Origin of the sequence: Oscillatoria sp. HE19RPO (assembly GCF_024220515.1) — a bacterium.
GTDB lineage: Bacteria > Cyanobacteriota > Cyanobacteriia > Cyanobacteriales > Laspinemataceae > Laspinema.
Map to the genome: position 1 here is coordinate 1 of NZ_JAMXOT010000429.1, position 1,989 is coordinate 1,989.

At 50.5% G+C, this 1,989-nt stretch carries 1 protein-coding gene; it reads right to left on the reverse strand.

Translation table 11 applies throughout. The annotated features are described in order from the left end of the window. Positions 1 to 720: 720 nt before the first annotated feature. A partial coding sequence (locus NG833_RS28785) for an anti-sigma factor (RefSeq protein ID WP_254568698.1) occupies positions 721 to 1,989 on the reverse strand: 1,269 nt, incomplete at its 5' end.

Consider the following 1,989-nt stretch of genomic DNA (forward strand, 5'->3'; position numbering starts at 1 on the left):
CGCAATGCTTGCGCCCTAAGGGCGCAAGCATTGCGCCCCTACACACACCTTCCTTTCAATTGAACGTTTGGAGGATTTATATTTTGCAATCCCCCTAACGGATTAAACTAGGGCAAAAATAATATCTATAGCCAGTGTAAATCATTTTTGTCCATGCCAGTCATCGATTTTTTCTAGGGCGTGGGTACAGTAGATTTCTTGCTTTCATTCCGGATTGATTCCCCCAACCCCATGCTCTCCGGGAGTTCCGGGGGGCTGGAGACAATTCTGCAAGAAGTCTCAGAGAGGGAAGATCAACCGGCGTTCTTGAAAAAATCTCTGTTACTCTGTAACCCATCTAGGGCAGAAACCTGGTTTTTTGTCCTTTGGATCTAAAACTATACCGCAGTCTTACCCATTCTGGGGTTTTTCGCACTCCAGCATTTTCCAACGGGTTGAGAAGCGCTAGAGAGAATGCCAAGCAAAAGCCCATAGCTAGATTGAGCCTGATCCTTTGGTGAAGGGAGTAGCTCTAGCTATGGGCGATCGCCGATCGGAACACCCTTTTTATTTGTTCTTTTCACCCAATCTTCTGGTATCTTTGTATTATCTTTGCCCATTTCACATCAACGAGACCTGAACCCTGGGGTAATCCACTTCCGAATTAACCTTCAGATTCGTGATGTTGATCAGCCGGTGGAAACACCCCACTCAACCGATGGAGCGCATCCCATCATTCCATCATTCTACAAACAGAGCGCGGGATTCAATGGGTTTGGGTTCTGTGGCTTCTGGCTCTTCCGGAATCTCGACAACTGAACCATTTAAGGCAATCATCAAGCGTTCGGAAGGGGTTTGGGTTTCGGCGGGGACCGTTGCCATTTGAGGACTGTAGGTCCGATCGCGGAAGATGAGACTCGATAGCCCTGCTAAAACCAAAGCAGCGATCGCCACGCCACCCCATAAAACCCGCCGCTGACGCTGGCGATCGAGGCGTCGGAACAAGTTCTGGACCGTTTCTTGCACAGGTTGCACCGGCGCAGGAACAGGCATAACTTGCACACTTTCACGCAGTTTAATCAAGTTCAAATACAGGCGTTTCACCTCGGGATCGCGATCGAGCCACTCTTGAACCTGACGACGTTCGCTCTGAGTTGCCTCGCCATCAATATAAGCACTCACCAATTCAAATCGCCCTGCCCCAACTGCGACATTTTCCCCTTCACCAACCCTCGGAATTTTGGCTTCCAATTGTTCGAGTTGGTTAAGGCGACTAAAGACTCCATTGAGTAAGGCATCGACTGGTTGCGCCTCTAAGGGTGCTGGTAAGGAGACGAATTCCTGACGAAGGGCTAAGAGTCTCGAATGGACCTGTCTGAATGTAGCATCATTGGAGAGCCAACTTTCCACCTGTTCAGATTCGGCGTGAGTTGCCTCACCATCCAAGTAGGCACTGAGTAACTCAAATTGCTCGGCAGGAATAGCGGCAACGGCGCGATCGCCAACCAGAGGCGTGACGGCTTCTTGTTGTTCGATTTCGTCAATCCGACTAAATACGCCATTGAGCAAGGCATCTACAGGTTGCGCCTCCATCGGTGCCGGGAGGGAAACCCATTCCTGATGCAGGGTTAAGAGTCGTGAATGGACCTGACGCAGTGCAGCATCACTGGAGAGCCAGCTTTCCACTTGCTGACGTTCAGTTTCAGTCACCTCACCATCGAGGTAGGCACTGAGCAACTCAAATTGCTCGACAGGAATAGCGGCAATTGGGCGATCGCCAACCAGAGGCGTGACGGCTTCTTGTTGTTCGATTTCGTCAATCCGACTAAATACCGCATTGAGCAAGGCATCGACAGGTTGTGCTTCCGACGGTGCCGGGAGCGCAGTCCATTCCTGATGCAGGGTTAAGAGTTTTGAATGTAAATCTCGCAGTGAGGCATCACTGGAGAGCCAGCTTTCCACTTGCTGACGTTCAGTTTCAGTCACCTCACCATCGAGGTAGGCACTGAG